This window comes from Aliivibrio sp. S10_S31, from assembly GCF_014694495.1.
GTDB lineage: Bacteria > Pseudomonadota > Gammaproteobacteria > Enterobacterales > Vibrionaceae > Aliivibrio > Aliivibrio fischeri.
This window is the reverse complement of record NZ_JAAUWR010000001.1, coordinates 205,891-230,318: the sequence shown is the minus strand read 5'-3', so window position 1 is coordinate 230,318 and position 24,428 is coordinate 205,891. Positions and strand designations below refer to the sequence as shown.

Genomic DNA, 24,428 nt, shown 5'->3' with positions numbered 1-24,428 from the left:
TTAATCGAGTTCTTTTTTATTGAATCGTCCGCGTGGAGAATTGTTCTCAATCATTATGTAATCTTTATCATCATGAGTGACCTCATAGATAATGTCGTTAGTACTGCCTTGAATTACCAAAGTTACCCCGTCGTTAATTGTAATAGTTTCTTTAATCTTCTTTTTGATATACGTTTTGTCTATTTCGAAGGAACCGTCAAACTCGCGAGTTCTTTTAGCTTCACGTAAATTAGAGACAAAATCGTCAACTGTAAACCCTTCAGTTAAAGGAGTGTATGCATCAATTGTTTCTTCAATAAACTCATCAAAATTGAAGACTTCCTTCGTGTTGAAGTAAGAATTTACGCAATCTTTTAAGCCAAAAAAATCAGCTTCAGATACTTTCTTTACTTTACTTCTAAGTAGACGCCCAACTAGGTCGAACACTTCTTTGGTATTGGTTTCGTTGTTTCGCATAGGTGTAGAATCAAGAAAATCAGTATGCCAAAAGTATGAGATAGCACCATTTTTATCCGTCAAGTAGATAGCGTCTTGGAAAGTTTCGTCTTGGTTAACATTTACCAAGCAAGATTTTAAAACTGCTTTGTCTTCAGGTAAACCTGATTTTAGCTTGTACGTTTTTTCTTCAAAATATTTCTTAAAATCAAGCTTTGTAAGTAGGTAGCAATGTCGTTGCTTTGTTTTTAGTTTTGCGATGATGAATGAACCATCGGAAGTTTTGAAACGCGATTTTTCTTCTGCTTCATACAAGTGATCTGCAATATTTGTAGAGTGTAAGTCTGGGTCATCTAAGAGCGAGTGAAGCTCTGACTCAGCATAAGCTCCTTCATTAAAGGTATAAGATCTAGAAGAGTTACTATTCATTGTTTCCTGAGACAGTTTGATAAGAAAAGATAATAAGTCGCTGTTCTCAGATAAATCGATATCACTTTTCTTATAACCAATACCGTGTTCCAAATCGTATATACGCAATGTTTCAATTGGATTATCTTGAGGTGCTTCTACTTCGGTAGTTGTAGCCACTGTATCTTCGCTCATAAATCAGAGTCCTATATAAATTTTCTTAGAATCTAGCAGAATGCGATATCAAAAACATCGTAAATTTATGCACTCAGTGATATGGACACTATTTTTATATGGAAACTTAAGTTTCATCAAGAGATTGTCACTCCGTATTATATTTGGAACTTCAAATCTAACAGTAAGAGAATAATGGATTTTTGGTAGGAGAATTGTACATGTAACTCTTTTTTGGACAGAACCAAGCTAGAGTATTAGTACTAGCTTGGGTTATTTGGATCAGGAAAAGTATCTAGTGTTAAGCGGGGTTACGCAAAAATGCCTGAAGACAGGAAACAAAGTCATTTACATCGGGTTGATGTTTGTTTGTCACAAAATCATAAATCTGGTTAATAGGCATTAACTGACCTTTAACCAACTTTTTATATAAGCTTTTATCAGGAGCCCTAGTCCCAAGATTAGAGTGATGTCCAGTTAATCTTGGTATCGCACCATCGCCATCCATATACGATGCATACAAATCTTTTTCGACACTCTGCTGGGGTATACAGTAAACATTGTCATGACGAGTTACATGGTTTTTTCCTTCTTGATCTCCATCAAGAATGCAGATGACATTTTCTGGGGACGATAAAAACGTACTATCTATATTCCTTTCCATTAAATCGACCACATTCTCTCCACCGCCGACGTAAATAATTTTATATCGATAAAAAACCTCTGGGCAAAATTTATTGATTAGGTATTCTATATAGCCTTGAAGTGTTTCATCTTCAGTAAGAATGTACTTATCCCAGCCTTCAAAACCAAATAGTACGCTTTTTATGTAGTTATAAGAAACTTGCGAGATCTCAGCTTTTCCACTGATATTTCTGAGATAAAATAGCTCACTGTCGTCTAGTGTTCTCATTAAAGCAAGAGAGTGAGTTGTAAATAGGATGTTAACTAAGTATGTTTGACAATATTCCCTAAGTTTTCTCACTAACAATACTTGAGCTGCAGCATCCAGTGATATATCTAGCTCATCAATCACAATGAGTTTTTTTTGACTTTTAATTTTTCGATATAAGCTGATTACAAAAAACTCCCCCGAGCTCAAGTAGTCTTCTCGTATATAGCGACCTTCATCCTCATCCAATAGAGCGTAGTAACTACTTCCTTTTTCTTGTACTTCGATAAGTTCATTAAACTTGTCAGTCGAATATATGGAATTTAGAAGCTCAATAAGTTCTTCAGGAGTTTGGTAAGTTTTAAGTGCAATGGCCTTTATAATGGCGCCGTTCGCATTACTGATACTTTGAAAAAAGTTAAATCGATTACCGTGTGGAATAGGCAGCTCAACATCAATCTCGCTTCTCAAAGCGGTTGGAATTGGTGTCTTAAGTTCCAAAGCTTTTGTAGATGTATCATAGCTAAACGTATATGCATCACCTCCAAGGTCATACGTTATCTCACTATCAGTAGAAAAGATGTTATCAGAAGATGTTTTGGCAAAAGTATCTGAGATTGACAAGTTTCGAATACACTTGATGATTGTAGTTTTACCCACACCATTTTTACCAACTATGCATTTTAAACCATGTTGACTTGCATCTAACTCAAGCTGAAATTCATTAATGTGTTGAACATTTTTTACGTTAATATTTATTTGCATTATAATGAGGCCTTCCGCATTAAAGTGTCGATGACAGTTACGCCATATTTTCTCATCAATTTATGTAGGTATCCTTCGTCTACAACTTTTATGTAGTTCAGAATTCCGGATATTCTGGCGAAGCCTTTATCCATATCATCATTCAGTAGTTCTCTGAATTTATTTTTATCTTCTCTATAAAAATGAAGTAATACTTCAATTTCTTTTTTTTGCTTCCTATCAATGGTGATATCACCGTTTGGCAGTATCACCATCCCAAGTATTTTGATTCTTTGACCAATATGAGAATATCTACTTTTACGAGCGTTGAGTGAGAACGTATCGCTATAATATTGACTTAAAAAGCTTTCGATCACATTTTCAATTGAATGATCGATTGTATTTTTCGACGAAATAATGAGATCGTCCGAATACCTTGTGTAGATGAGATTGTTTGTTGTGCAGTAGTTGACCAGAGCATCATCAAACTCTACAAGAACACTATTGCTGATCAAAGGTGACGTTGAAAAACCCGTAGCTAGTGAATTACCAACACTTACCATATCTACGATCCTATCCAAGTAGATATCCAGGTCCAATACAGGAATGTTGTCTCTGCTTCTCAAAAGAGCTTTTCTGATCAGTTGCTTATTGATGCTTGAAAAAAAAGCACGAATATCTGTTTGAAAAAAATATTTGCTCTTGCGATGAACTTGTACCGCTGCCAAAGCATTTTTCCCTTTCCTATATGAAAATACAACATTGGTATTAATGTTTAACTGCTCACCAATCACCATGTTGATAAAATAGTGAAAGCTTTTTAGTTTGTTGCTTGGGGAGTAAAGCGTTCGCGATCTAACAGTCATTTCGGTCAGTTCGTTTTCTAGGTCGCACTCAAGGAACTCAGAAAAGCTATACTTTCCATGTAGTATCAATGTAAATAATTGTTCTAGTGAACTTTTTTTCATCACGATTAGGCTGGTTGAGTTTGTACTTATTATAACGAGAGTGAAAAGTGAATCAAAAGATTTTACACAATATGGGAGGCGCGAGGAAAAAAGTACGAGTTTCTAGAGGCTAGAATTACAAAATGCACGCCCTTTTATAAAGGAAACGTGCACAAGTAACATACCTAAACGCAGGTAGAGGCTAGTTAACGACTGGAGCTACTCCTAGTCTCTAGCATGTTAATAGGTTATATCTAGATTGATACTGTGTCAATTGTAGACCGTTTCGAAATCAAGTATTAGTAGGATAAAACGCTAAAATTAGAATGTGAATAAATTACTGTTTTTACTTATAAAGGACCGTGTGTGTTAGACCAGAACTCAATTCGAAACATGTTACACTAGATAGTTTATGTTATATGTCATTGTTTTCATTGGGTTAAACATAGTCAGTAGCGCTTTGGCTACTGGCTATATTGGTGTGGGTTGAAGGAATCGAACCTTCCTAGGGTCTTTTGGCGCATAAACGAGTTAAAACATTCCCCAATAACCTTTAGAAAAATGATCAATTTTAAGCTAACCACAGACTGCCATTCCATCTTAAATTTAATTATGCAAGTTGCATAACGCAACTTGCGTAATGAGTTACTTATTGATAATTAAAGATAATAATCCTGCTTAGTAGTACATATAGAGATAGCCAAACAACCTATTCTCTAATTGGGTAACAGCTTGTTGCCCAATTTAGGAATGGATAAAAATCAAGTTCACCACTTAAAAAAAGGCACAAAAAAGCTCTGTAAAAACAGAGCGATTAAGTGAATGTTTTACTGCTATTCCAGCATAATAGGTTGCTTTCTTCCTGACCTATTCTTGGCTGCCTATCCGGCAGGTTACGAACACTTAAATGATCTTGGGATTTTTGATAAAATTCTTGGCTGCCTATTCGGCAGGTTACAATGAAATATAGGGTAGATATTCTTAAAAATCAAAATATTGAAGCGTTTCCTTTAAAATACCAATGTTGAAGGTGACTTTTTAACTCATTGATCTTTATTTGATAATTTTTCTTCGCAATAAAATAGTATTTTTGATAAATCAGGAACAGTGCCTAAATGTTTACTATTTGTCGCTAAGCCATAACTGTTATAGCTACCTTTAGAATCTATAGTCCTCGGGGTGATATCTTTTTGAATATGAAGAATAAATTGCTGCTGTTTACTTTTACTAGAGCACGACACTTTATGGAAGATATCAAATTCCCTGTCTTCACTTGATATGGGTGTATGTTCTTTATTGTTTCTTGTAATTGAACGCTGAATTCTACGCCTTTTTGAACCTATAAATATTTTACCGATAGATTGGTTTCTGATGAATCTTATTTGAGGAAGATTATTTGGCACAGGCTTGATATCTGTAATAGAAAATAATTCCTCACTCTTCATTAAATTGAAATAGGGCTGGTACTTAATGGCACTTAATAATTCAGAGTTATCAGAAAAAATAGCAAATTCATTCCCAATACTTTGTTCAGACCAATTTGGGAAGCCAATGGCAAAAGAGTTGTTTTCTATCAGCCTTAGACTAGAGATAAACTTGTGAAATTCAGCGATGCAACGTCCTGCCAATAACTCATTATCACAATCATCAGGCACATACGTAATACTAAAATAGTGAGTGAGCATCTACTTTCCTTTTTTTGAAGAAGCACTTTTTTGAAACAGCCCTCCTTTAACTAATACGGCCATAACGTAATGCATATCATCAGTAATATCTGAATTTTCATCCAGTTGCGCGCAGTAGTTATCTGCGTTTTGAATTAAAGTATAAAAATCATTGCGATGCGAAGGATGCCTTCTGGCTATGACATTGTGATGATCAGCACCAAACTCATTTACTCTTAAGGGAGTATCGGCATCTTCAGCCCACCAATCGTCGATAAGTTGAATTGCTGCTCCAATCTTTTGTGCATGAAAAACAATGGTTTTTTCACCAGTTAGAAGTAACGTTTTTGCATATACTTTGCTTGGTTTCCCTTTTTCTTTAGTGTCTAAAAACTCTTGGCTAGGATGGATTTCTTGGCAGAAAGCTACATTGATTGTTGCTGTAATATCGGCAAAGTAATAATGCTCAGGGTCAGATAATGCACTTGCGATTTCACTTCCTAGCTTTGATATTGTTTTTTTATCTTTAGCTGAGGCTCTTCTTAATAGCTTAAAGGTATTATCGACATTAAATTCTTGGTTACTTGTTGTTTTTATTGAAATACTTGTACCTAGATTATGCTCATTCCGCCATAGCCAAGTACCAGAAAGTAAGTTTTTTGCGTATCGTTCACCAAGTTCTTGATAACCTCCATTTTCTTTATATTTGGTGGCGAAAGCTTGCAATATCTCTATAATTTGAATATCAGAGCATTTATCTGGTTGTAATGAATTTGCTTCTATACGTAATGAAAATCGGATTTTGATTTCATCAATACCAACAGGAACATAACATTCTTCAATAAATTGAGGGTTACTAAAGGAAAGGTCTTGTGGAGCAGTGTTTTTAGTTGAGTAATCGCTATTAAAAGCTTCTGAAAATCCAGCTTTAGGCGCTCTTAAATGAGTTTGCTCACACTTAATAGGATTCATTTGACCATCTTTACTTTCATAATAAAAAACAGCCTTTCCCGGTGACAATGATCGAGTGTAGTTCAGGTTATTACACAGCTTCATAGCGTATCCTTACTCATGCTTTTGAATAAGAATAGAATTGAAATCACTATTGATCGACCAAAAAGCATTTGAAAAATAATGTTTTTGTCGGTTAAGTCTCATATCTATAGGTATTACTTGCTCTGCTAATCCAATTAAAGGTTCACAAAATACGTGTTGATTAAGGCTCACATTCTCTCTATTTGTTGGATCTTCAAGAAATGAATAACCATTACAAATAGCAAGGTGTGTGCTATTTCCCAATATAGAAAGAAATTCATCTGGAGTGTTAAATGTTTTAGATGGTGGGTATATCCAACGACCAGAGTTAGGAAGACAAGCTAATTCTTCAAATAAATGCTCAGACGATGTATAGGTTGTAAGCCATTCTAAGCTGTCATGTAATGAAGGTTGATGTAACGTACCACCAATACAGCGAGCAGGAATTGCAGATAGTATACATTGATTAATATCGCTTAAATTAACCTCAGTGTGAACTTTAATAATGAGGTCAAAACGCATATCACAAGAATAAGAAGGTTGTGTTAATAAACGTTTTGCAGGGGATAGTTCTCTTTTTTTATAAACATCCGAAGCTTCACAGAGCGGAGGAGATGATTGTAATTCATATTGATGAACAAATAGGCTGAAAGCTTCAAAATGAATGTTTTCTTCAATCTTTGTTTTTAATCTTCGTTCGAAGTCATGCATAAATCCCCAAAAACCAGTTAATGAAGGTAGTCCACAAACGTAGGGGGAGCTTAACGCATTGCCATTGTATAGCCTTAAATTTTTAAGATGGATAAATTGGGTTCTAGGTAGAACGGGCTGCTGATTTATATTTTCATCTTGTGCTAGTTTATTCAGAATCCATGAAATTTGTGATTTGAAAATAGGCATTAAATCAGGGTGATAAGCAAAGCGTTTTGTGTATTTATTCTTTCCTAGAGTTTGATTTAGGTGATTATGCAATGGCATTAATAAGTCGGGAAAATTAGCAATAGGAGACGACAAGAATAGGTTAACTAATGATGGATGGTCATTAGTGATTTGTATCTGGTTATTATCTATATGATCTCTCCATCGAATCAGAGGAGTAAGCCAAAGAGCTATTTTTTGTCTAATGAAATGAACTCCTGATTTTCTGATTTGTTTTCTATGTTTCACATTCATTCTTACTTCAGAACTGATGAGCCTTTGTAATGCGTCAGTCGTACTTTTCTCAGTGATAGCTGAAGTACAAAAAGCTTCTCTACATTCAGTTTTGCTAGTCATATTATCGTGATATGAGTGTGCTGATTGTGATGTGCTTGGAAGCGAAGATAGTAAGCTATGGTAACCACCGATAGAAGATGATAAAGCGCCTACACTAGCAGGGTGCTTACTTTCTCGTTTAATCCAACGAATATAATTAGGTTTCCTAGATTGGTGTTCTAACCATGTTTGAACTGAGTTAGAAGTAACAGGAGTTAAAGTTAGATAGTCATTTTTATACGGGAATAAGATCTGTTTTGAGTATGGGCTGATAACTTCTGGAAGTATTTTTGCTGGCATTTCTTTTTGTATGGAATGAATAAATTGCTCAGTTTGTTTCTTGGTCCAGTTACATTGTATTTTTTTTATAATATCTAACCAAAACAGCGTGTCGGTTATGAATAATTGACTAAGAGTTGTTTGTACTCCTCTCCATTTAAAGCAAGAGAGTAGAAAATGAGTATAGTTAACCTTTCCACTGTCATGAGACCAACCTAATCGATAAGGAACTACATTACTGTTTATGGTGTTATCTACGGAGTCAATTGGTAAAGAAATAATGTTTTGCCCTTTAACTCGGCAATCTGGATATTTAACATTGTGACTATGGAACCACTTAAGTTCGTCAAGACACTTTTGAATATTATCATGATTATTTAAAAACAGAGATGCGCTAGTTTTGTCTAGGTAATCCTCCGTTTTTGGCGTACACAAATTAAGTAGGCATGTAATCGCTTCGACTTCATGATCATCAATACAAATAGCTGAAGAGTAGTGAGCAAATGCAACCTTTAAAGCTCTGTTGCGTTCCTTTACATCTTGAATGATGAGAATATCTGTAAATTCCATTAGTTACCACGCTGAAAGGTATTGATGCAATTCATCTTGACTGGATTGCATGTTTGAAAGCTTGACTAGAATAATACTTGAGAGTGTAAAAACTGATTGGTGACTTGCTATTTTTTGATGCAGTTTTGGCTTAACGCCTAATTTAAGAAAACCTAATTCATATAAACGATAGATTTGATCGGTAGTGCAAGAAAGCAAGCTCGATGCCTCTAAGGGGCTTAGCAAGATTGAAAAGACATCAGAGTTAGGTTGAATTTGGTAGCGAGATAGAAAGTACTGATATACATGACTTAATATAGGATTCGTTTTAAATTCTCGTGTAGGTAAGCGTTGGCAATCTAATAACAGGCTATCAAATATCTCATTAAAAAATATCTTATTAAAAGGTTTAATCTGAACTGTTTTAGCTTTATCTATTTGTTCATCGAGTTCGGAATAGAAATTAGTAGGCCAATTCAATGAATATTTTACAAATGAAGTAGAAAAATCATCTGTCAGATTATATCTATTGATATACCAAAGTAAGACACCAAAGCGAGATGATATTGCTTGGTGTTCTCCCCAAATATTAGCTAATTTAGTGTTTTCGCCGTTAAGCCATTGTGCAATGAGTAAGGCATTGCTATTTGCTTGCGGAGCTAAGTGATCACTGAATTTGAATCCACACTGACAATTCGTAATGTTTTCAATTTCTTGATAATTGATAGAGGCTTTACACTCTGGGCAGTGATGTAATAGACCTATTTTATGCCTTGTGCATACATCGTGAGTGATGAAGTGCCATTCTTGACGTATGTATTCGTTCTCTTTTAGGCACTCAGGGCATACTGGAATTCCATTTTTTCTGAGCAGGATTCTTGGTATATCAACACCATTTCTAAAAACAGCAGAATGTTGGCGTAAGAAAGTACTGCTTGATCTACTTAAGGCGCTTTTTAATAAAGGGAAGTTATTTATCTCAAGCCACTGCTCAATTTTAATTAGTGCTTTGAGCATTAAGTCACTTGATGTGTGAGAGTGATAGATATTTACAGTATTTAGGGTTGCAGGGAAAGTTCCTCGAACCTCACGATCCTCTTCTTTGACTTGAAACCAAACTTCATCACTAAAATCTTGAAAAGAATCATAGCAATTATTCTGACTGATCCTTAATAAACAGCTCTCTAGCGATTCATCTTCATAAAGCTCTATTGGATTAAGCATTTTTCATTACGCCTTAAAACTGAGGATTCCTAAGTTTATTTTTAGGTTAGATTCTATTGAATGTCAAAAAAGAGGTAGGGTAATTGTTCAGAATGTGAGGGCTATAGCGCATTTATATTCTATGTAGACTTAATGGAGTTTAAGTAGGTGTGGGAAGGCACTGATATTTAGATTTTTAAATAGCAGTGCTTTTTTGATTTTATTTCTTTAGTGATTCTATTAACTTAACCCGTTCTTCCTCACTCATTTTCCCTATTAATAGATTCAATTCAGCTAACGAATCAGATTCACAAAAAAAGTAACTCAGTGGAACACCAAGTTCTTTTGCCATACGTTGCAGTACACTAATATCAGGTGTGTGGCGACCTTTCTCGTAATGGTTCATGCGCCCACTCGCAGAACTCTCTTCCATACCGATTCTAATCCCCAGCTCTTTTTGGGTGATTTTGGCACGTTTACGAGCTTCTTTAAGTCGCTTTGGAATTGGATTTTCTCTGTCCACAAACTCATCATCATAAAAACCTTTAATAACTTAGATTGTCTAAGTTTTACTTATTCTTGTATACTTAGCAATCCTAAGTTTTTTGGTTAAGGTTTTTTTGGTTGTGAGTAACAAAGTAAAATTAAATGAGATTATCTTTAAGATATTGATAGAAAATAAGTTAGATGGTTTTACCGTATCTGATATGAGAGATAGTGTGTTAGAAGTGTCGGATTTATTTGAAACGAAAAAAACTGCTGGAACTTTTGCATATAGACAGATTTTTGCTTTGGAAAAGAAAAAACTATTGGTTAAATCTGAAAAAATAGGAGGAAAAAAATTAACTTATTACCAGACTGAGTTACTTTTAACTTCGCAAGTTACAATGAAATCTTATGAATTTAAAGAGAGGGCTAAGCGGACTTCAGTGATATCCAAAACAGTCCCTTTTATGGAGAATAAAGAGAAACCTGTCTCAGAGTTATTGAAAGTAATTATGAAGAAAAAAACTCAGTATGAAGCTGAGTTGACAATGGTATTAAGCGAAACTGAAGAAGTAAAACATGTTATGTCATCTTTTCCTGATGAATCGACACATTTACAAGCTCTTTATTTAGATTTGCGAACCCAATCAGCGACGTTATGCGGAAAAGTAAATGCGTTAACTAAAATTATTCAGCTGGATGAGGGTAAAGTTTAATGCTAAGAAAGTGGCAAGCTGAAGCGGTGAACTTAAGTATTGAAAAATATTTAAGCGGTCAGCAACATATACTATTACTTGCTACTCCTGGAGCTGGTAAATCAGTGGCAGCGGCTGAAATAAGTTATCGACTAAAACAGAGTTATGAGATTGATTTCATTCTGTGCTTTTCACCATCATTAATCGTCGCTGAAGGGATGCGAACTACTTTTTCTTATCGTTTCAATGCGTCATTTCATGGTTCTATCGGTGCGGTAGGTGGGTCATATACCTACCAAAATATGCTTCATTTAAGTGATGACTTTTGGCAGATCTTAGAAAACCATAATGTATTAGTTGTTTTTGATGAGATTCATCATTGTTCAGGATCTGATGTGTCAGAGTCGAATGCATGGGGTGAGAAAATTCTAACTAAAATTCAGTCGAAGGCAAAATATACTCTGGCATTAACGGGAACGCCGTGGCGCAGTGATTTTACTCCAATTACTCTTGCTAAATATACTGATCCAGATTATCAAATTTATTGTGATTATATCTATGGATTAGGAGAAGCTGTGAGGGATAACGTTTGTCGAAACCCACATTTAGTACTTGTTGATAATAATAATTTTCAAGTAACCAAGAATGAAAAGGAAAAACAAACATTTGGCAGTGTATCTGAATTATTAAAGCATTCGTCTGTAAATTATGAGTCAGTGATTACTCATCCAGAAACGATGAATTACTTATTGCAGTTGAGCTGTCATAAATTGGCAGAAGTTAGGAAAGATAATCCAGAAGCCGCTGGATTAGTCGTTGCGTCATCGGTTAGTCATGCTATTGAGCTTTTAAATATACTCAAAACCAAATTCAAACAAACAGTAACCATTGTTACCTATAGGCATGATAATCCATTAAATGAAATCGCTAATTTTAGGAGTAGTAATACACAATGGATTGTTAGTGTTGGAATGATCTCAGAAGGAACAGATATTCCTCGTTTACAGGTCTGTTGTCATTTGAGCACTGTAAAAACAGAGCTGTATTTTAGACAGGTATTAGGCCGTATTTTACGAGTGACTCAATCAAAAAATCAAGAAGCCTGGTTGTTCACAATTGCTGAACCAAAATTAACAGAATTTGCTGAGCGAATAGATGAAGATATACCAGATTATTCAGTAATAGAAAGAGACATTGAGATGACTCAAAAGGCTAATTTATTACCGACAACGGTATTTGATAATCCAGATAAGGCCTTTAAAGCAACGCAAAGAGCACTGAATGAGCGTCTAGAGGTTATGTTTGACGATTACCCACAAGAGACTAGTGCTTTTTCGTACACTCCAAGTATAGCCTTACAGGGTGACTTTAGACAGAGAGTCATTTCTGTTTTTAGTCATATGAGTTAGCTAGTTATTTACCATTAAACGATAGGAACGATTTATTGAAAAAACGACCATCCTTGCTGAAAAAGAAGGTATAGATGTAATATATTTGGACTTTCTAGTTATGAATCGGTCGAGCATGTGCTGACCAGTACAGAAAATACCGCGTTCTTTGATGATATTCAGTCTGCGACAAAACTAACTCTTTTATGGTTTGATAACTGCGATATGTTAGCGCCACTGAGTTGTGATTTTACTTACAGATTAAGATCTGTTTTAACTACTCGATTTGATGAGGTTATTCAATCTGTATTTATCGCAAAAAATGAGTCTTTAAGACTAATGTTTAATAGTTACAGAGCTGCATTTTATTATAGCGCAACGCGGATAAAGGGAGGATAAACTAGAAGCCGATCTTCCGTAAGGCGTAGTTAGTTTATTATGCAGAATGTTTGTATTTAGTTCGTTTTAAAGCTTGATTTCATAAAATGTTCTAACTCGTTTATAAGCCATTAGATCGTGAGGGGAGTTTTGATTTGTTTATTTTATGATGTGAACTAATTTTTGTTGCGTTTAGATACTTATAACTGAATAAGCATGGAAATTAAGTGTTTAGATCTAGATGATATAGTAAAATAAAGCCAGTTATAGGTGGTGTTATTCACTATATAAATTGAAGCTGCTATTTATAGTATTTAGTTTGGTGTATATCGCAAAAATAGGCCTGTAAGTTAAGTATCCTCAAAACTGCTTATCATTTAATAGTACAAACAAAAAGTTATAACATAAGTCGATTTAAACGTATTGGACACCTTATTATTGGATGTATGTGGTATGAATAATGTCAGACAACTATGTACGGATTTTGTAAAAAAGACGTTTGTTCGAAAATTAATAGACTCAAAATATAACAAAATTTTTAGAAAAAAATATTATAACTATGAACTAGAAGCAGTTCCCGGTTGGCTAGTGTAATTCTTTTGAAAAGGACAAATAATGGAAATAAAGTGCTTAGACCCTTTAGGGATTAATGGCTACGAAAGAGAAGCGAACGAAAGGCTTGAAGCTGCTCTACCAAATAACTGGAAAGGTTATTCTTCGTTGGAAATGCGAGGTAGACAAAGTAAAGAGTTTGAAGGCGATCTAATTTTGATTACACACGATCGAATTATAAACGTTGAGCTAAAAAAGTGGTCAGGAAAAATTTTCTCTAACGAAGGGAAGTGGATCGTACAATTTCCAGATGGACGAGAAGAACATCGAAGTAACGGTGTGCGTCAAGCAAGAAGATCTGCTCAAATATTAGCAACTAAATTGAAAGAACGTTTAAATAGCCGGTTTGTTCCTTGGGTCGACCATTGTGTTGTCTTGTGCGGAACAGCAACCAAAGATGATCTTCACCCTGATGAGCAAGACTATGTATTCACGCTAGATGAGTTTGCCAAAATAGGCGAGGACAAAGTCTATAAGAAATATTTCAAAGATATCTCATGGATGATAAAGCGAAAAGAGGATGCTCCTAATAAAAACTTAAAACAATGGGACAAAGTTTTTTCCAATAATAGTGCAGACTTCAAAGCAAAAAACTATTCTGCTAATAATTATGTCTTACAAGGACAGCCTCTATTCCAGCATAGAGATGGGCTATATTCTGAATACCAGTGCCAACGCTCTGATAATCATAACTATAAAGCGTTGATGCGCAGGTGGAATTTTACTTCTCCTTGTATCGTTGAACATGCTAGAACACCGGAGCAAAGATCTCTAATTGCACGCAGAGAAAGTGATGTACTTGGTTATATCGCAAATCAAGATGAAGAGCTTAAAGATACATATCTTCGACTAGAGTATTTACCTAGCGAGTTATCTTCTGATTTTGTTGAATTGTATGAATGGCCGAATAAAAAAGACCGTCTCGATACATTTGTTAGAAAGAACAGTACAAAACTTACTGAAGAAAACAGACTCAACTTAATTCAGGCTCTGGTAAGTCGCTTAGCTAGTCTTCATGATATTGATGTAGCGCACCGTGACCTTGGCAACCACAGTATTTGGGTATCGCTCCCAAGTAAGGTCGTATTGTCTAATTTCCTAACAGCAACTTATCCTGACCCGCAAAATAAAACAGTGTCTAATATTCGTAAACTTCTTCAGCATAACCAGATTGCAACACCTGAAGAGTTGTACGATGATTCTGAGGGTACACATTTTACTCGTGATGTATATCTAGCTACTGCTGCATGTCACTATATTGCATTCGGTAAGCCGCCTACAAAAGAAGATGGCATTTACCTCTGGGAACCAATTAAAGATAGTTCGATATGCCAACGACTCGAGAAATGGTTTGAAAGAGGATTGGAGCTTGAAGCTGCTGCTCGTTTTAAGGACCTTCGAGAGGCTCTTACTGAACTTAATAAACTATTGAATGTAGGTGAGTCTGATGGTGAAGATAAACTAAGCCTATTAGCAAACTATCATTCTTCAAAAAATATTTATGTCGATTTTGGAGGCACCAGCCCAGTAAAGATTGACGGAACATTCAATTTTTTAAAAGCTATCGATGATTCATTTGGTCTGAAAGCTTGGTTTGGGGTGAGTGACGTATCAGCTGATGGTGGCGTTAATAGTCAGCTACTGTCATTTTTTAATAGGTTGGACATTAGAAAAAATGCAGATATAAAGTGCCTTCCTAAAATTATTGACTATGGTTTAAACCCACAAATGACCTGCGCCTTTTTCCAATTTGAGTGGATCAAAGGCAGTACCTGGAAACAGTTTTTTGAGTCACAAGTAATTGATGATCCTACGTTAAGGATCAAGCAGTTGCTATCGTCACTAATTGAGTTACATTCGGCAAGCATCCATCATGGTGATATCCACCCAGAAAATATCATTATCAACGACAATGGTTTAGTATTTATTGACATTATCGAGCTGGATGAAAGTAAATATACGCCTACTTATTCTCCTAATAACCATGAAAATATTTCCAAGGCAAACATAGACCGTTACGCTATTGTGAAGATAATTAGTGAATTGTCAGTTGCGAAACAGCTAACTCATTTAGGAAAATATGTAAATCAACTGCTTGAACTTCCTGAAATATCAAGCCAAGAAATTATAAAACTGCATGATGAATTAGAGGGCATCATTAGTCCTCCTCCTCTCAAGTTGGTAAATACTTTTAAGATTTTTCATAAAAAACTTCAAATCAGACAGAGCAAGTTTTTGTCTGATGATGGTAAATATTATCTAGATTTAGAAATAAACAAAGGCAAAGATGGCGATTTAGTTTCTGTTCGAATTACAGGCGTGAAACATCGCTTGAGCATGCTGATACATCCAGAAAAGAAATTTATTGTGTCAGCCAATTTTGATGAGATCAGACATAACGATTTCATAAAAAACAAGAAAAGATCAATCCTAGAGCTAAGTGGGGATATTCATTTTTGCCGTTCTGAGAATGAAGCCTCTGAAGCGTTTTTTGATGAAATACTTGAAAGTCCGGTATACCAAGAACTTTGCAAAGGCGTTGAAAGCTCGGAAGGAAGTAACTCTAACCAAGGAACACTTACGTTAACCAATATAAAAGCCTCCAAAGTAACGGACGCGAGAGACGTTTGGAAAGCACTTGTTGAGACCGAGCACGAAAGTAACCCAAGAGTTGAAATATCTACAGACCCGCGAATTCAAGGTGATAAGTATACATTCCAATATACAAGTGAAGGCGCATCTTTAGACTTTAACCTTAATACAGAACGTGTTTTTGTATATGCAGAAAGGCATGGAGAGCTTCGAAGAATAGGAATTGTCGTTGATATTAGTTCAAATTCGATGGCAATAAACATCAGGGGTAAAGCGAGAATTGAGCTAGGTGATACCTTGGTTCTTGAAGGTGCACTGACGGCATCATCATTAAATAAAAGGAAGTTAGCAACGGAAAATCTGGTAAATAACAGAAGTGTTATCAGTAATATTGCAGATTACTTTTCCCCAGGAGTAGCCGTTAAACCAACTGAACAAGCAGAGCCAACTGATGCTGAGTTAGACTCGTATACCGAGTTAGATTGTGATGAAAATGTGATCTTCAAGCTAAATGAACAGCAGAGAGAAGCCTTCAAAGGTTTGTATAAATATGGTCCAGTAAGCTTGCTTCAAGGTCCTCCTGGTACGGGTAAAACGGCATTTATTGGCTCTTTCATCCATTACTGTATTTCTAATGGGGCTAGAAGGGTACTCTTAGTCAGTCAATCTCATGAAGCTGTCAATAATGCAACAGAGAAAGTGAGGTCACTATTTGGGAGAAATGATACTGAAATAGATATTGTTCGCCTTGGTGATCAGCATGTACTTTCAGAGCAGCTTGATGATGTGGGAGAGAAGGCGCTTCAAGAGCATTATAGAGATAGGTTTAAAGCTGAATATGAGGAACGTATTACGAGGGTTGCTCGAGAATTAGGTATTGATGAAGAGTTTACGAAAATTGCTACTGAATTTGAGAGGTCATTTGGTAAGCAACTAGATCGTATTATTTCTCGTATGAAGGATAAAGACAGTATTACGTCAAACGCATTGACGAAGCAAATTGAAGTGTTCGATGAAAAGTTACCTGAATTCTTTTCTCGTAAAGTAGGAATGGAACTGAACTTTGATAGTATTGAGCTTAATTGTTATCGAGATTTTATTTATTCGGCGTTAGCTAGACACTATGAAATTTTTTCGGGTGACTTGGTGTCAAAGTTTAAGAACATCATTTCTATATCAAATGAGTGGCTTAGTGTTATGGCTTCAAGTCAGTCTCAATTCCAAAACTTTTTATCAAAGACTCGGACTTTAGTATGTGGCACTTGTGTTGGTATAGGACGTAATCATTATGGAATCCAAGAGAACATTTACGATTTAGTTGTTATTGATGAAGCTGCTAGATCACCAGCAAGTGAACTTGCAATAGCAATGCAGGTAGGGCGTAAGGTTCTTTTAGTTGGTGACCATAAGCAACTCCCTCCCCTGTTTGATGAAGAGCATATAAATGCAGCCAAAAGAATTCTACCAACAGTTAGTACTGATGAGTTTAAGCGTAGTGATTTTGAAAGAGCATTCGTTTCCAGCTATGGAAAAACTGTAGGGCGATTTTTAAAAATTCAATACCGAATGATACCGGCTGTAGGAAACCTAGTATCAGAATGTTTTTACTCTGAAGAAGGTGGTTTAGAGACTGGTAGAGGGGGAACGAAAAAAGCTTATCTAGAATTGTTTGAAGATATTTGTACACCAGTGACTTGGATTGATACTAGTAAAGCTAAGAGAAACTCTTTTGAATCTAAACCAACCGCTAAAAATGCAAATAAGAAAAGTTATGTTAATAGATATGAAGCTGAAATTATATTAGAGCTTCTAAGTAATCTCATAGCACATAAAAACGCGGAAGATCTCCTTGTGGAAGATGATGATCCGAAAATCGGCATTATTTGTATGTATGGAGAACAAGTTAGGTATCTAATTCGTAAAATCAATGGCGTTGCATGGGCTCGAACATTACTAGAAAAAGGGATCATAAAGGTAGACACGATCGATAGTTACCAAGGTAAAGAGAACGATATTGTTATTGTTTCTCTAGTCAGAAGTAACTCTAGGGGCAGTCAAGGCTATGTTTCTTCAGAGAATCGAGCAAACGTAGCACTTTCTCGTGCTAAGGAAGCACTGTTCATAATTGGTAATTCGGATATGTGGCAGAATCACAATGAAGGCTCAGCATTTGGTCGAGTATACAAGTATATTTCTGAGCACAGTGATAAAGAATACTCGATTGTAAATTCTCAATCACTGGAGGCAAAAAAATGAAGATCCAATTAAGTAAGGTTTGCTTTGGCTTACCAACAAAGTCTTTTTTTATGGACTACACCGTTAGTAAGAAGCGCGAGTTACCAGTTGTTAAAGAGTTTGTGATAAGACTCATTTATTCATTGTCTTCCACGAGTTTGGAGACTATTCAGGATTACTTTGGTCTAACGAGTAAAGAAATTCTGGCGATCGTTGATGATTTACAAGAAGAGAACCTGGTTGAATGGGAAGGTGGGAAAATAAAACTTACCTACTATGCGATGAGTAAATTTACAGAAGAAGATGGGAATCTGAGACCTACTTTTTTTGAGGTAACTGATGAAGTCTCTCCTGTTGAATTTGAATTGTACAGTTTTCAAATGCTGTCTGCTGATGTGAAACGTTCTGGCTCTCAAGATTTTAGTATTTCACTCTCCTTACCAGATGAATGCTATCGTAATCTATTGAATAAAGCGCAAAGTGCTTTTGATTCAAATTTTAATTTGTTTAGAGAGCTTGTATTGAAAGAAGATGTTTTTTCAGAAATAAAAGAACTTTATAAAATAAATCAAGTATCAGACCGATACGATTCAACACTTCCTCTAGAAGTTGAATATTTTGTGGATACTGATTCACCCAACATTTTAAAAATGGAGTATGTTTCAAATACTGTTGATGAATGGGATGAAGAAAAAGCAATGTTCTCGCTTATGGACTCGACGATTGAAGTTGATTCCATAAAGGATCAGCATAATAGTTTTAATGAATACCTTGAGGCATCAAATAATCCTCTTATAATTCAGTACTGGGATGACAACTCTAGAACATTCAATATTAAAGCTTTAGTAAATCATTATGAAAATGGCTTAACAAAACTAAATGACGATACATTTATGCTACTTGGTAATTTTTATACCGAGAATAATAGAGACATTATAACGGGGCGACTTAAAGCTAGATTTGAAGATAAACCAGAGAACTCTGGTTTGATTTGGCTTACTAATGCTGAATCTAAAACGTGGGGGAAAACAACTGATTTAAGTAAATTGGTAGATGAAATTTATACTCTCTTCGATAAAAGAAAGAAAACATCAAAAGTTGTTTTAGGCATGGCTTGTGAGAGTTATCCAGAATCGATGACTCTAAGGAATAATTTTTGGAAGTTATCTAATGCTGAACTCATGGACTTACCAAATAAATTTGGTGGAGAAGATGCAGAGTTTATGATAATTCCAGGTCTAATGGTTGCAAGTTTGTTCCATGTACAACTAGATGATAAACGCGATATTTCATTTCCTGTAGGTTATGTGAGTTTTGAACCTAAGTTTATTTCCGAAGTATCTAACAAACTTTTACATTGGACAACGCTTCAACCTAAATATAATGATTTTTTTGAGAAGAAAGATGTAAAGGAAGAACAAAAAATTCGGAATAAGCATTTTATGCCAATACTTCAACAGAACTGATAAAAAATAATAAGCCCTCTGCTTTTTAAGTAGAGGGTAATGAGGTCAAATGACACTGACTATTTCAGTTAACCACATGACAATACAATATTAATGATTTAGTTCGAATTTATATCACATAATTGGATACATTCTTATCAAAAATTAGCCTCAACTCTTACTCAACAGTGAAGATAAAGATATAGCATCAAGAAACTTAGTTGCAGTAAGACGTTCATCATCAGTCATTGCGTTTAGATTATACTTTGAATAAGACTCTACTTCTTGAATTGGAACGTCAGCTACATTCATTTCAAATGGATTTTTCTTCGTTGGGTATTTGTATTTGAAAGTGGCACTTAAAACATCATGAGTTAGTGTGTTTTTGTTTTGTTTAAAGCTTTCTAGCATCGCATCAGAGCAGAAGTTCTTAAGTTGCCTTAGCTCACCTCTACAAATTGAAAACAGTGGAATAGCAAGCTCCTTATTGTGTAGTGATGGCACCTCATCATATCCCATTCGATTTGCTAGGCCTTTTAGGAATTGAATATATGTTTTCATGTCATTTTTTAATGAGAAATACTCTATTTGTGTTTTCCATGCTAAGCGAGAGCCCCATTGAGGCTCTTCAGCAATAATATCTGCATAGGGCATACCAACTAAAACAATTGATACTCTAGCTTCTTCACTAATGTATTTAAGCGTGTTAGCGACATTCTGACGTTCTTTAGCACTTGAAAACTCGATGAGTTCTTGGAATTCATTAATAATAATGAGTTCTGTTTTTTTACGCTGTAAAGCTCGTACGACTCCCTCGGCGAGAGCGATCTCAGAGCGCTTTGCTCTTCTCGAACCTGGAGGTGACTGTCTCAAATCACTTAACAATTGATACATGGTTTGTTCGTTATTCACTCTACGTGGGATACGTGTATGCAAAATGGGTAATGAATTGAGTGCAGAAAAATTTGATGACGGTTGTTGTAACAGATAGTTATTAATGAGTGCTGATTTACCTGAACCTGTATCACCAAGTAAGAGCATACATTGTGGTTCTGCTCCTAAATTTTGATTCATCCGTAGATCATCAAAAATAGAGTAGATATGAGTAATTATTGGATACTCAATAAAACATTGATTAAAGTTGATGAGCTGCTCTTTTTGAACCGAAGATAAAGTGTGCATTAAAATCCCTCTAAATCATCAAACTGTTCATCCCAACCATTTAAAATATCATGCTCATTTTGATTCTTATTCTGTTTTTTTGTATCACTTTGCTCATTAGGTATATGAATTGATTTTTGAGTATGACTACCAATATCTTGGTGTCGAGCTATCTTTGATGAATGGGTAGTTTTCGTTGTACGTTTTTTACTAGATTTGATTTTTTCTACTTCTTCCGCAATTCTATTTTCAACATACATACGTGAATCAGCAAGTTTTTCATGATCTATTTGTAATCTTGTTTTAGTTCTTTGTAATTTTTGATTTGTTTGATGCTGAAATAACGTAAGGCCAGATGTATAGCTAATATCTGTCATGCAAGGAACTTTAATATAGCGTGATTCATTAGTTAAATAGACAAAAATATGTGATATATCAGAAGGGTCGGTTTTGGTTTTTAATGTTAGGTTATTCTTATCAATAGCGCCCCAAATTTTTCTGTATTCATTTAACTCTTCTGATTCATAACGTAATCCATAAAGAAAAATACCCCCAATGCGAACTGTTCGAGTATTTAATATTCCAAGTTCAATTCGTAATTGTTGAGCTTCTTCATCTGTATATGTGAGTGGGGGGAGAGTCGTTACGCCTTCTTGCCATTTAAAATAAGGAGTGGCCGTCTCTCTTGTATCGGAAGACATATGATAGATATCGATAATCCACGTATGAAATAGTTCTAAAAATAGACTGAATGTAATCGCGGCATCTTTTTTAGGGTTATATCCCTTAAGTTGTTTTATTCTTGAGCGAGTTGTTCCTGGAAGTGAATGCACCAAGCCTTTATTTAATACATCAAAAAATTTTTCAACAAGAGGCTTCATCCATGGCTTTCCAACTTTATTAAATAAAATGTTGGTAGCGAAAGGTCGTAGGCTATCTTCTAAACTGTTACTCCAGAACTCTGCACCATTATCTACAACAAGATTTTCAATTTTTCCAGCCATAGGCCAGTCATTTTTTAGATGAGGATACTGTTGTGTAATTGAAGATTTATCAAGGCAGGCATTACAAAAAGCGTGGCGAATAGACTCAAAACTAGGTGGCCTAAAACTGATATTATAACCAATGATGCATTTACTATAGCGGTCAATAAGTATAGTGAGATATGGTCTTCCCAGCACTATTTTTAGTTCATCGTCCAGTAAAATTAAATCAAGTGGAGTATGATCTATTTCTACATATTCTAAGAGGCGTGTTGCATTTAGCATCTTTCCTATTTTACGATAATAAATATCAGCATATCGTTTTCCATAGCGTTTAATTGCAACGTCATATTTAGGCAATGCATTGATTCGATTATAGAAAGTACGTTGACTAACTTTTTTAATTTTATTCGTAGTTATAGAGCGGTTTTCTAGTATGACTAAAGCACAATAGTACTTAAATGTTTGGCTGATAGAGGGTCGGTTTAGTGTTAAGTATTTTTCGTGAATTGCCTTCTTTATCAAAAAATTACTATTGGTATGCTGCTGAGTATTACCTTTATTTGAGTGTTTTGGGATTAGAGAGGTTATATTATTTCCACTTAAATGGTAGTTTTTATGCCATTCAGTAAGAGTTCGCCAGTTAGGGGCCGGCATGTTTAATTGAGTCGCAGCATCATTAAGAAGCGGGGTTAAGTTTTTTTTCGTCCAACCACCTTTTAAACGAGGTTTGATCCATTTAATAAAGGAAATACGGCGTAGTACTTCCATTTTTATGTCATGACTATACGAATCAAGGGATAATAGGAGTGAGTTTACTTCTTCATTGCGAATGACTTTATTTTGTTCACCAGAAATCTCTATTATTTTTTGAAATTCATCATTAAATGGAAAGCTCATCGTTATACCCACACATACGAGTTGCCATTAATCACTTCATTTGAGTAATCGGTTTGCAGTGCTCCTTTTGATAGCCAACTTAAAACACCTGTTAATGCCTCTCCGTTACTAATGTTTAAGTTGTTTGCAATTTGGTTAATTTGAATTTTATTTACCTGTTGAATGAGGTTAATAATTGCTTTTTGAGTAGCAGAAATACTATGTAGTCCAGAATATCTATGTAGAAGTTTAAAGTTGTTGAGTAAATGACCTGTTCTAATTTGTTTTTCGGTAACAAGAACTAATGAAAGATTTAATTTCTTGGCTGCTTGCTGTTTTTTGATGAATTTTGATTGAAAATCGGGGTGCTGGGTTTTGGAAAGAGGTTTGACTTCAAGTAGTTGTTGTTGTCCAGATGAATGTGTTATGAGGAAATCTGGAGTGTAGGGGAGATGTTTTCCTTGATATTCGTAATGAAATCCTTGAGGTTGAGATTCAAAGCTAACAATATCAGGAGAATATTCAAGATGAAAGCACATATCAAATTCAAGCATAGATTCTGTACGAATGATTGAATCATTCTTCATACTCATAAATTTACTAATGTTTTTTACTTGAGATTGTTTTAGTGTACGGACGTACATGGCATTCACCTTCATGTTGTAAACTTACAACTAAAGGTAGGTTATGCGAACTTATTTTGCAAATTTGTAGACTTCTTTGCAATTTATGCAGACTTATTTTGCAAGCATCAGATGGGTGGAAGCCCCAGCCACATCCCGGCACACACGTCGCCCGCTGCGGCTGCTCCCTTCCGGGCCTGACCGAGTTCACGAGTTAGTGTTGCGGGAGGACCAGGGCCTCCATAGATTCTGTTGTTCCTAGGAACGAGATGGATTATTCAACATGCACGTGTAGATTGCAAGCATAAATAAGCAAAAACAAATTAAGTGATTAATAAATGAACGCTTAGAGTGTGTTTGGAAATCATTGAAAAAAAGACACAGTCTCGATTTTGAGAACTAACGGTACTTTAGCCGATAAATGGAATTCTCTTGGTTATAATTGCACCACTTTAATTATGTATAGAGGAAATTCATGTCACAGTTAACCGCAATTGCATTATTTATCTCATCATTAAGCTTGTTGAGTTTTTCATCTCTAGCAGCAGAACCGCCTGCTGATAATGGGGAGTTTAGTGGAGATGCAAAGATCGGTTTTATCTATACCAAAACAGATGAAACTTCGATGTCGGTTAATTCTGGATTAACTCTAAAATATGAAGAAGCACTTTGGCATCATAAAGTTGCGTTCTCGACTTACTATACAAAAGGTAATGAGAGTGATGATGGTACGAACAAAAATAAAACAGTTTATGATGTTAAATATGACATGACAGAGACTTTCTTTGTATTTGGAAATGCTAAATATGAGCACGATCAGTTTGCTACATACCGTGAGCAAGCCTTGTTAGTCAGTGGTTTTGGTGCAACGTTAGTGGATTCCTCAAACTCAAAATTAGATGTAGGGGCCGGTCCGGGTTATCGTTATTCTAAACGACAAGCTTTTGATGAAGATTTACCAAACAATTCGGAAGATGAAGTAATTGCAAACTTGTTCATTGAAGGGGACAGCAAAATCACTGATGGTTTAGAGCTTGGCGGTGGTGTTCGTATGGATTATGGTGAATCAAATACAACAACAACGACTCATGTTTATTTAAAAAATAAATTAATGGAGAGCTTGTCTTTGTTGATTGATGCTGAGTATATATACAATAGTGTTGTGGCTACTGGTAAAGAACACGATGAAATATACAGTACAATCAGTCTAAATTATGATTTCTAGATAATTGTTAATTATATTCAGGCTGAATGGTTATTGGTTTAATTAATTAGCCCGGATGTATAATTGGCGTCAATATAACAGCGCCATTAATTAAGTTATTCATCTAAACTATTAGAGTGTGATCACTAATTTATTTTATATA

General features: G+C 35.3%; 16 protein-coding genes and 1 other RNA gene. 5 read left to right on the top strand and 12 right to left on the bottom strand.

Going from position 1 to position 24,428, the window contains the following annotated elements; translation table 11 throughout:
- From HC728_RS01120 to HC728_RS01085, 8 genes are all read right to left on the bottom strand, one after another.
- Positions 1 to 1,038: a hypothetical protein gene (locus HC728_RS01120; protein ID WP_190395041.1), complete on the bottom strand. Its 1,038-nt coding sequence runs from the start codon at positions 1,036 to 1,038 to the stop codon at positions 1 to 3.
- Positions 1,039 to 1,318: 280 nt separating this feature from the next.
- Positions 1,319 to 2,674, bottom strand: coding sequence for an ATP-dependent endonuclease (locus HC728_RS01115; RefSeq protein ID WP_190395040.1), 1,356 nt, complete (start codon positions 2,672 to 2,674; stop codon positions 1,319 to 1,321).
- Complete coding sequence (locus tag HC728_RS01110; RefSeq protein WP_190395039.1) at positions 2,674 to 3,519, bottom strand: reverse transcriptase domain-containing protein; 846 nt, start codon at positions 3,517 to 3,519, stop codon at positions 2,674 to 2,676. The genes HC728_RS01115 and HC728_RS01110 overlap by 1 nt, the downstream gene beginning before the upstream one ends.
- 1,124 nt (positions 3,520 to 4,643) lie before the next feature.
- Positions 4,644 to 5,285, bottom strand: coding sequence for a type I-F CRISPR-associated endoribonuclease Cas6/Csy4 (gene cas6f, locus HC728_RS01105; protein WP_190395038.1), 642 nt, complete (start codon positions 5,283 to 5,285; stop codon positions 4,644 to 4,646).
- The gene (csy3, locus tag HC728_RS01100) at positions 5,286 to 6,320 is read right to left on the bottom strand and encodes a type I-F CRISPR-associated protein Csy3 (RefSeq protein WP_190395037.1); all 1,035 of its coding nucleotides are present in this window, start codon (positions 6,318 to 6,320) and stop codon (positions 5,286 to 5,288) included. It lies immediately after the preceding gene.
- Positions 6,321 to 6,329: 9 nt separating this feature from the next.
- Positions 6,330 to 8,402, bottom strand: coding sequence for a type I-F CRISPR-associated protein Csy2 (locus HC728_RS01095; RefSeq protein WP_190395036.1), 2,073 nt, complete (start codon positions 8,400 to 8,402; stop codon positions 6,330 to 6,332).
- Between the two features lie 3 nt (positions 8,403 to 8,405).
- Positions 8,406 to 9,605 carry a TniQ family protein gene (locus tag HC728_RS01090; RefSeq protein WP_190395035.1) on the bottom strand — a complete coding sequence of 400 codons (1,200 nt, stop codon included), beginning with the start codon at positions 9,603 to 9,605 and terminating at the stop codon, positions 8,406 to 8,408.
- 199 nt (positions 9,606 to 9,804) lie between these two features.
- A complete protein-coding gene (locus HC728_RS01085; protein WP_190395034.1) occupies positions 9,805 to 10,107 on the bottom strand; it encodes a helix-turn-helix domain-containing protein in 303 nt (100 codons plus the stop codon).
- A gap of 103 nt (positions 10,108 to 10,210) precedes the next feature.
- On the opposite strand from HC728_RS01085, the gene HC728_RS01080 reads away from it, so the two are divergent.
- The 4 genes from HC728_RS01080 (at position 10,211) to HC728_RS01065 (ending at position 19,436) form a co-directional block, all read left to right on the top strand.
- Entirely contained in the window at positions 10,211 to 10,786 is a 576-nt protein-coding gene (locus HC728_RS01080; protein WP_190395033.1) for a hypothetical protein, read from the top strand.
- Positions 10,786 to 12,174 carry a DEAD/DEAH box helicase gene (locus HC728_RS01075; protein WP_190395032.1) on the top strand — a complete coding sequence of 463 codons (1,389 nt, stop codon included), beginning with the start codon at positions 10,786 to 10,788 and terminating at the stop codon, positions 12,172 to 12,174. The genes HC728_RS01080 and HC728_RS01075 overlap by 1 nt, the downstream gene beginning before the upstream one ends.
- A 972-nt stretch (positions 12,175 to 13,146) precedes the next feature.
- A complete protein-coding gene (locus HC728_RS01070; protein WP_190395031.1) occupies positions 13,147 to 17,991 on the top strand; it encodes an AAA domain-containing protein in 4,845 nt (1,614 codons plus the stop codon).
- On the top strand, positions 17,988 to 19,436 hold the full coding sequence (locus HC728_RS01065; RefSeq protein WP_190395030.1) for a hypothetical protein: 1,449 nt from the start codon (positions 17,988 to 17,990) through the stop codon (positions 19,434 to 19,436). Before HC728_RS01070 ends, HC728_RS01065 begins: the two co-directional genes overlap by 4 nt.
- 150 nt (positions 19,437 to 19,586) lie before the next feature.
- Here the strand turns inward: HC728_RS01065 and HC728_RS01060 are convergent, their stop codons facing one another.
- From HC728_RS01060 to ffs, 4 genes are all read right to left on the bottom strand, one after another.
- Positions 19,587 to 20,597: a TniB family NTP-binding protein gene (locus tag HC728_RS01060; protein WP_190395029.1), complete on the bottom strand. Its 1,011-nt coding sequence runs from the start codon at positions 20,595 to 20,597 to the stop codon at positions 19,587 to 19,589.
- Entirely contained in the window at positions 20,597 to 22,459 is a 1,863-nt protein-coding gene (locus HC728_RS01055) for a Mu transposase C-terminal domain-containing protein (protein ID WP_190395028.1), read from the bottom strand. The genes HC728_RS01060 and HC728_RS01055 overlap by 1 nt, the downstream gene beginning before the upstream one ends.
- A gap of 2 nt (positions 22,460 to 22,461) precedes the next feature.
- Positions 22,462 to 23,082, bottom strand: a complete 621-nt coding sequence (locus HC728_RS01050; RefSeq protein WP_190395027.1) for a TnsA endonuclease N-terminal domain-containing protein — start codon at positions 23,080 to 23,082, stop codon at positions 22,462 to 22,464.
- Positions 23,083 to 23,201: 119 nt separating this feature from the next.
- Positions 23,202 to 23,298, bottom strand: an RNA gene (gene ffs / locus HC728_RS01045) — signal recognition particle sRNA small type.
- A 238-nt stretch (positions 23,299 to 23,536) separates the two neighbouring features.
- Here ffs and HC728_RS01040 point away from each other — a divergent pair.
- Complete coding sequence (locus tag HC728_RS01040) at positions 23,537 to 24,286, top strand: DUF481 domain-containing protein (protein ID WP_017019106.1); 750 nt, start codon at positions 23,537 to 23,539, stop codon at positions 24,284 to 24,286.
- Positions 24,287 to 24,428: the final 142 nt, after the last annotated feature.